This window comes from Bacteroidota bacterium (genome assembly GCA_037133915.1).
Lineage (GTDB): Bacteria > Bacteroidota > Bacteroidia > Bacteroidales > CAIWKO01 > JBAXND01.
Genome location: JBAXND010000084.1, coordinates 1 through 9,629 on the forward strand (window position 1 = coordinate 1; position 9,629 = coordinate 9,629).

Consider the following 9,629-nt stretch of genomic DNA (forward strand, 5'->3'; position numbering starts at 1 on the left):
GTTAAGTTATTAACAATCTGATGTTTATATTAACAATTGGTTTTTAGAAGTGCCCAACATTCAATCAAATACTCAGAGCCCGCTATGACCCGCCGTTTGTTCGCCATGTAGTTATTAAAACATCCGGACGAACGCAATCATAGTTACAGCAAATTCATTGCTGAAACAAAATAATTCACGGAATTAATGGGAAAGAGTATAAATTTTCAATAACATCAGTTTAGCTACAACAAAATAAAACTCAGAACAAAAATTGTGTTCGTCTTTAATTGCAGTAAATTTACTACATACGAATCCATATAGCAAGTTATTTTAGATAGGAAACTATTAATCTTTTGTTAAATATCAAAAATAGATATTGTTGAATATTATACTTAAATATAGAAATAATCTTTCACCTTTGAAGCATTATAGCAGATTGATAAGCAATTAGCGCTGATTACAGAGAGAAAAAATCAACTGGTCGTTAGAGATAACGAATGTTAATAATTCCAATATAAAAAATGGTGATTTTTGCCCGAAAATGGTGAAAAATTGAGCACACTTGTACGAAATGAAAAAGAAAAAGGCTGCTTCAAAAGGCAGCCTTTTTCTTTTTAGTTTTTTATAATTTTGAAATACCGTATATCCGATCCTGAATTAATTGTAACGTGATAGATTCCGGGCGAAAGTTTATTTTCTGGAGTCAAGGTAAATACAGATCCATCTGTAAATTCAGATTCGTAATAGTATACTGTTTTCCCAAGTATATCCCTGATTGTAATTGCGGTCTTTTCGGGCAGCACGCCTGTGAAGATTACATTAATTACGTCATTAAACGGGTTAGGATAAACCGATATATTATAAGGTTCAGTGCTCGCACATTTCAGAGAAACAGGACCAAAAAACTCGTAAAGGCCATCAACATCAACCTGTTTCAGCCTGTAATAAACGACAGCATCAGGTAATGAAACTTCAGTGAATTCGTATGACAGCGTGCTGCTGCTGTTACCCGCGGCTGACTGCCTGCCGACTTCCTGCCAGTTTAACATATCCGTACTTCTGTCCACAGCGAAATATAAACTATTTTGCTCACTCGCTGTTGTCCAGATGACAACGTTTTCAGTGCCCTTACACGATGCATCAAGACTCAGCAATTTAACCGGCAGCGGATTCGAACCGCCTGACTTTGCTCCAAACGTTATAGGACTGTATGATGTAAATCCGGTGCCTGTAATTTGTCCCTGACCGCCGGGACCGAGCCCGCCAACAGCCGTTCCACCCATACTCGCCCATTTGAGTGAGCCATTACACATTTGATAATGTGCAATAGCAAGGCTTCCTAAATCGGTAATACCACTGCGTTGTGCATCTTTATAATAAATTGTAACATCAGGATAAGTCGTGCCTGCCTCACGGGTGATATCCCAGTATTCAGTACCACTCACATGATTCAAACCACTTCCGGAACACATGTCGCTCAGATAGTAACTATTTGGCGAAGTTTGAAGATAATATTCAGCGACAAAACGGTCGCTCGGATTGCCACCGGGGTCGGCAATTTTTATGGGTGACCACACAAACGATGTACCGGAGACCCGGCCTATCGGGAATTCAAAGGCATCGTCACCTATTTTCCTCATCGGACCATCAACAAAACTTGTTGCGTTTGCACCCAAAACACTTGTATTATCAGCCATTGTAAGGATATTTGATGCAGAAGTCCTTATAACGCCCGATGTCAGATTTAATTGATTATTTACTGTAACGGGTGCATTCAGCGCCACGATACTGTTAGATCCGGCATCAATACTGAGGTTCCTGAGTACAGTAGTGTTTACCGGCATTTCAGGACCGGTGGTTCCGGCGCCCGTATATTGTACATTGACACTTGCTCCGAAATTGGGAACATTGCTCAAAGATCCGCCGTTTCGAATTATTGTTGCGTTGTTTGCGAGGCTCAGGTATGCACCGTTATTGAGTGTTCCATTCAGAAGTACAAGTGCACCGGCAACCGAAACATTCGCGTTCAGCGTCGCACCAAAAGCATTATTTACAATCAGATTATTGAATGTTTCCGGATCATTGACCTGTTGATTTGAAAAACCTTCAAAACAAACACAGCCGTTATTTTCGTTGAATGTTCCACTATTTTTCCAGTTTCCGTGAACATGAAGTGTCTGCCCTCCTGACATGGTAAAAGTATTGCCGTTTTCAATGACTATATTCCCGGAATTGCCCCCCGCCCCTGAAAGGTTCAATCCATTGGAGGCACAGCCGCCCAGCGATCTCAGATACACATTTTTTGATGAGTCGGGAGCGCTCGCAGCTATATTGAAAGTACTTCCGTTGTAAACATACCAGTTGGACGCAGTATTCCAGTCACCGCTTGTATTCCCCCACCAAACGTAATCATTGTTTGACAGTAAAGTCGGCAAAATAGCCGATGGAGAATTGACCGTTACAAGTTGAGTTGCGCAAGATGTTGTATTACACGTTCCCGTTCTTCTTACAAAATAAGTTGTGTTAGTATTGGGTGCTACAGTTATATTCGCGCCTGTGCCGGCCGGTGTTCCGCCACATGTTCCGGTAAACCATTCCATTGTAGCACCTGTTCCGCTCGTACCGCCACTTGCCGTTATTGTAGTTCCCAACCCATTACAAATAGTAGTTGTACCTGAAATTGTTGATGGCTCAGTTGAAACAGTATTCACTGTAACAGGAAATCCCGATGATGAAGTTCCGTTTCCGCATGTATTCGTCCCTGATACTGTCAGGGTTCCACCGTTGGCGGCAAGACTGAAACCGGCAGTTATTGAATTCGTATTTGTTCCTGAAGTAATTGAAAAACCGCTTCCTGAATAAACCCAGTTGTAACCTGTAGCGTTCGTAATTGCAGGCACAGAGTATACAAGCCCCGATTGGCCCTGGCACACAGTTGCCGTACCGGAAACAGTTCCTGCCGCAACAGGATATGGATTTACGGTAATGGTTGTAGTTGGTGTACTGACAGAGCAGCCGTCGCCTGAAACGGTACAAAATACGGTATATGAAGAAGAAGGAGGATTGGTCAGAACTCCGGCATCGTAAGTCTGTGTTGTGATTCCGGTTGAAATGCCATTCTTGTACCAGAGGTACGACGGGGTATTAAGGAACCCGACCGGAGAAGCAGTAAAGGTTCCCGGATTTATGCCGCTGCATACCGCGAGGTCGCCGGGGCTGACCCCCGAACTCAAAGGAGTGAAAGTGACAATAGCCTGTGAGTTCAGCAGCCAGTCGAAACACTGGATCTCAATTTCCGAAGCTGCATTGAGCTGCCCGCACCAGGCATCATTATTTACCGTACCGGCCACAAAATTACTACTCACAACACTGCCATTGATAATCAGTGTATATCCATCATCTTTGGTGATATCTATACGGTAACTTCCCGCAGGGAAACCCTTCCTTTTATAAATATAGGCATGCCATTCGGGAGAAACAGAACATCCGGTATAGGCATTACCTCCGGTACTGTTCGCATCGGAAGGTGCGGCAGTGTTGTTCCATCGTGTATTGGTGTTAAAGCTGATATTATTCTCCGTATAATATCCCGCAAAGGTTGAAAGGTCAATGACAGTCGAACTTGAAAGATGTCCGTACACATTTACATTCCAGAAATTATTTCCAAAGCCCTGTGCGGTTAATCCGCTGTTAAGATTCTGCTCAATGGTAATACAGGCATGACCTGCGGCTCCTGTTCCGCAAGACGAATTATCCGTAACATGTGCATAATACGTTCCTGCTCCGACAGATGTCCATGTGAGAGGCGAAATACCTGCAGCAACAACCTGCCCGTTCGGTGCTCCTTTTGTGATGGTAAAATAATTGCTGCCGAATGCACTGCTGACAATTTTATATTGAGTTGATGCGGCTACACCTGTAAGTGTACAATAGCTTCCGGTATTATGCCAGTAATCAACCAGAGTCACGCCGCAGCTTGATGGGACTGCAGTGGTAGTCGTTGCAGTCGGCGTATAACATCCCGAAACAACAACTGTAAACGACAATGCCGTGCCCGGGCAGGTACCGTTGTAAGGTGTGCATGTAATATTACCTCCACTGCTTGTTCCCCAGTCAACAGTAACAGATGCCGTACCCTGACCCGATGCCACAGTAGCACCTGCCGGAGCTGACCACGTATATGAAGTTGCATTGCTTACACCGCTCACTGAATAGCTAACCCCGGGCGCAGCATGAGCCACCGGAGTGATACCGGTTATACTTCCGCCCGATGGCAGTGGTGTAACATTCACCGTAGTGGACGCACATGCTGTAGTATTGCACTGACCTTCATAACGCACATAGTAGTTTGTGGTAACGGAAGGTGCAACCGTAGTGCTTCCGAGAGGAAGTGTTGTCAGTGAAATATAATCTATCTCCATATTGACTGAAGGATTAGACGCCCAGTCGAATCTCCATCCCAGAATATTTCCGCCCGTTGTATAATCAGGATCTGATGCCATATTTATCGTTACCACATGCCATGCACCGTCGTCGTAAAGACCGGCAGATGCCGACTCACCCCCGACGGCATAATTGTGGTTTCCGTTATAGAAAAATATTTCAACACTACCAGCACTACCGGAAAGTACGCGGTATTTTATATTCACATATTTATAAATATTCGGATCAAATGAACCGAGCCCGGCCATATCAATCATAGGATCATTATTGACCGAAGTAACATTGAGTATTCCGGAGCCGACAGAATTCACCGTTGTATTCGGAGTTCCGTAGGGCTGATTATTCCAGTCCTGAGTGAACGGTCCGCAGCCTGCACCTTCGTACCATACGGCCGATGCGCTGGTTCCGGCAGACCCGCCATTCATGGTCAGCGTAGTTGAACCACCGTTGCATATGGCAGTGTTTCCGCTAATAGAAGTTGGTGCTGTTGAAACAGTATTCATCGTAACAATTACAGGAGTGCGTGACGTTGACACACATACACTGCCGGTTGAATATACCAGGTCCACAAGCCACCACACGGCACCATCGGTTGAAGTTGGAAATGCGTCACCACCAATTTCGTAACTCGAATTAATAACACCATTGGTAAAGGCACTGCTCATATCAGTACGCCAGTAATAACTTCCACCATTTGTGAAGGCAGCAATTCTGTAAGTTGTTCCTGCATTCAGAGTAATGGGCGTTGATAGCGCCGTTGTAGTCCAAACTGCATCTGATCCACTCACTGCCTGATTGGCAAGCAGGGTTCCGCCATCGGTCCAGATTTTAATTGCTGAGCCAAAATATCTGCGAACAGCAGTAACCGTGATAGTAGTATTCGGTGTAAAGGAATATCCCAGGGTGTAAGAACCGGAGCCGGAATTTACATAGGACGGATTTCCCAGAATATTTGCAGGAACGCCGGAACCGGTAGACGCCGCCTCTGCATAATACGTTGTTGTGCTTCCCGGGCTGACAGCGAAGTTTGTCCCTCCGGCGCATGAGCCTATCGAACTTCCTCCGGTAAGTTGTGTATACCAATAGATAGTATTGCCGGGCGAAACTGCATTGAGTTGTGAAGTTTCACCCGGACATATAGCCGACGGTGTGGCAGTGACAGGTGTTGGTGCCGACGGGATACCACAGGCAGGTGGTGTAACAAGTGTGGTTATAGTTCCGTTACCGGAATAGTTATCAGCAATAATATAATAGGTTGTGCCCGCAGCCAGATTTGCGGTCCTTGTCCCTGCATCCAGACAAGTTGCATAACTTGTTCCTGAAGGGCTGCATGAGGTAACAAAATACCATACGGCATCAATTCCGTTTTCGGTTACACTGATGACATAATCGCCCGCATATGTTGTTGTAAATTGATATACTTTTTCTGCACCCGATGATGACCAGCTGCAGTTAATGCCGGTGTTCCAAACGCCGGACGTACCAAGCGCAATACTGTAAGTGCTGCCCAGAGCCATGTTTGTAATATTGCTGCAAGGATCAAAGTTTACGGCAATACTATAGCCTGCCGTTCCCGAGTTCGAATAATTATCAACAATGAAATAATAGGTTGTCCCTTTGGTAAGATTCACTGACTGTGCTCCGGCATTAACGCAGCCTCCAAAATAGTTGGTGCCTGCATTTGAGCATGAACTCATCAGGAAAAAATCCGGATCGCCTGAAGGCTGGTCGCATGTAAAAGTATATATGCCGTCGACCTGAGGTGTGAAAGAATAAACAACTTCATCGCCCGGCTCACTGTATCCGCAACTGGTATAAGAACTCCAGTCGCTGCAGCTTGTACCGAGCGTACCTGTATAAGTGCTGCCAAGCGCCATCGAAATAATACCAGAGCAAGGATTCGGGCACGGACAGGCATTTGTACTGAAAGTGCCGCTGGTGGCCGTTGATGAACTTGTGCTGTTACAACTGGTACTTGCATAAACGGTAAAATAATAGGAGCTTGCACAGGTCAACCCACCCACAGAAGCCGATGTGGATGTAGTTGAAGAACCTGTAACATAGGAACCGCCTGCAGTGTATACGTTATAATAATATGTAACAGTTGCTGAACCACCGGGAGAGCCGGCAGACCATGATATTGAAGCAGTTGTTTCACCGGTGCCGGAGCCGCTTAAACTTACCGGAACACCCGGAGTAACACAACCCGCAACACAGCCAATTGTAATATCAAAACCACTTCCTGTAACTGAAACATCCGAATGGAACAATACCGTAAGCGCACCAGATCCGTCTGACGAGGTAATCGTAGGAATAGAGCTGCCCATTTGATATTGTCCGATGAGTGATCCTGTTCCGACTCCGTTATAAACCTGAACGTAATCACAGCAGCTTTCGCCACTGCTGGTCCCGAATATCTGAACCATATTTCCTGCAACAGAAGGATACAATACTGCCGTACCATTTGCATTGTCGGTATAGTTTCCGGCTGATCCACCATGATCGTACAAATGACCTGAACATGCTGTATAGTTATTATTTCCGCCATAAGGAACAATCTTTTCGCAGTCGGAAGTAGCAAAAGTGCCGCTTGTGGAGGTTGACGAAGTTGTGCCGTTACAGCTTGTGTAGGCATAAACTGTGAAATAGTAGGATGAACCACAGCTCAGACCTGAAACCGATGCAGAAGTTGAGGTCGTATTCGACCCCGTCACATAACTTCCTCCTGCAGTGTAGACATTATAATAATATGTAATAGTCGGAGATCCCGGCGGGCTGCCTGCAGCCCACGATATCGAAGCCGTCGTTGCTCCGGTCGCTGAACCTGAAAGACTGACGGGAGCAGCCGGTGTTGCACATACACAACTGACCGTAATATCAAAACCGCTGCCTGTTACAGAGCCGTCGGAATGGAATAAGACCGTGAGTGCACCGGAGGCGTCTGCCGAGGTGATTGTCGGAATGGAACTACCCATTTGATATTGCCCGACCAGGGATGCCAAACCGGCACCATTATATATCTGAACATAATCACAACAACTCTCACCGCTGCTTGACCCAGAAATCTGAATACTGTTCCCGGCTACTGCAGGATAAAGATATGTGTAGCCACTGGCATTATCGGTATAACTGCCGGCGGATCCACCATGGTCATAGAGATGACCTGAACACACCGTGTAATTGTTATTTGTATTGTATGGCACGAGCATCTCGCATGCCGTAGTGTAGAACAGGCCGCCGGACGCTGTTGAAGATGATGTATTATTGCAGCTTGTGTTAGCATACACATACAGATAATAACCGCTGTTGCAGCTCAGACCGCTGACATAAACGCTGGTTCCACTTGTATTTCCCGAAGCAATAGTAGAATACGATGAATTGTAAATAGTATAATAATAGGTAACATTTGCGCTTCCTGACGGAGACCCTGCTGACCAGTAAAAAGTTCCGTCGGTATTTCCCAGCGTAGCGCCCAAACCTGTAGGAGTACCGGGGGTTGCGCATGCTGCGGTCAATGTCCATTGAAGGGTAAAGTTGCCATAACCGGTACCACAACAGGCATCCTGAACATACCATACACGCTGCACCGAACCCGTAGTATTCGTCCAGATTGTATGAGCCAGCGCATCATTATCCCAGCACTGCAGCTGAGTGCCGGGACAGGAACTTCCATAACCTACGTATTCATACTCATCGTAATCATTGCTGGGTTCCCAGATTTCAAGAGTCGTTGCATTTGCAACATCAATATAAAATACCCTGTCGGGGTATCCCGAATGGCAGATAGGAACATCGTCGGCGTATCCCGCGGTTGATCCACTGAAAGGATTGCTGAGAGAAGTCAGGTCCTGAGCGTTTGAACAGTTTTCTCCCGCAGGAGCTGTTTTCCAATAGGCCAGTGTCCAGGAAACCGCCGCAGAATTTGAATAATGTGCGAGCCTCAGATAAACAGTACCCGTATAAGTGGCAGTCCATGTAATTTGTGGGCCTGTTCCACAATAATCATCAATATTTGCAATCTCTGAACAGGAACTGTTGTACAGAATCATTCTGGAATCTCCTGAATACGTTCCGCCATTACTGCATACCGAGAAAACATATTTAGAGCCCGAAATAACGCTGAATGCATAAATCTTGCATCCTGCTGCCTCGGTTGTACTGCTGGAGTGCGTAGCAGGAGATGCTGATGGCGTAAATATTCCAAAATCATATGAAGGGCAGGTCTGACAAGTAGCAACCACCGGAAGGTTGGTAGCCATATAGGTCAATGGCTGAGCCGAATTAACATTGCTGCAGCTGTAGTGGCATATCCCCACATAATAAGTTGCAGTAGTTGAGCAGTACCAGTCGCCTGATGCATTGGCACTGGAACAATAAGGTCCGTAGTCATCCCATTGACTCAGTTGATTCATTGATGCATCAAACACGCGCATATAGGTATCTTCAGACGGGCCGTTACAATTCGAAAAATTATAGGTTGCGCCGGCATACCCGGTAAATGACCAGTATGGCATGTTGGAATAAGAGCCTGTTGTTTGCCATGATGCAGATGGAGTGATGCTGCCCGCAAAGCTGTTATAGCATTGTGCATAGGCTTGAAAAGCACTTCCTTGAAAAACGGCTATGAGAACACAGGTCAGAAGAAAATAGCGAATACGATAACTGACCGCCGGTCGGGTGAAAGAGTAAATATTTTTCATGGCAACAGAGTTAGTATTACGATGTGTAAATTATTTAGTATCCCGTTTCCGGGATGAACGTGAATTCCATCATTCCAAACTCCGTATTACTCATTGGCCGAATCTCTGCCACAAATGTGAAAAGATCATCCCTGCAGGAAAATAACATAAGCCTGATTGCTTTCTGCCTTTTTGAACTGCCTTTTTATATCCGGGAATAAGTAAAATTTATCAATAACGTCCTAATTAGTGAGTATTCGTCTTTATAGCAAAATCTATTAATATGTATTTAAATATTGATGAACTTTTTTTGAATATTATCCTATCAAAACAGTAGTATCGTTCAAAGCCATTATTATTTATTCCAACAAACTTAATATCGCATTTAAAGAAAATCGCAAATATTACATGAGTTTTAGGCTTTCCAATTTCATGCTAAGTTATAAACAATTTACGTATATAACAAATTATTTTTCACTATTGTCCGATAAAAATACAGAATATTATTTTGCAAACCGCAACAAA

Annotated in this window: 1 protein-coding gene; it reads right to left on the bottom strand. The window is 44.8% G+C overall.

The features are described 5' to 3' along the window. Positions 1-596: 596 nt before the first annotated feature. On the bottom strand, positions 597-9,125 hold the full coding sequence (locus WCM76_16315; GenBank protein MEI6767195.1) for a DUF4082 domain-containing protein: 8,529 nt from the start codon (positions 9,123-9,125) through the stop codon (positions 597-599). Between the last annotated feature and the right edge of the window lie 504 nt (positions 9,126-9,629).

Excerpts from the sequence above, each read along its gene's own strand:
- WCM76_16315 (MEI6767195.1), bottom strand. The coding sequence starts at position 9,125 with ATGAAAAATATTTACTCTTTCACCCGACCGGCGGTCAGTTATCGTATT.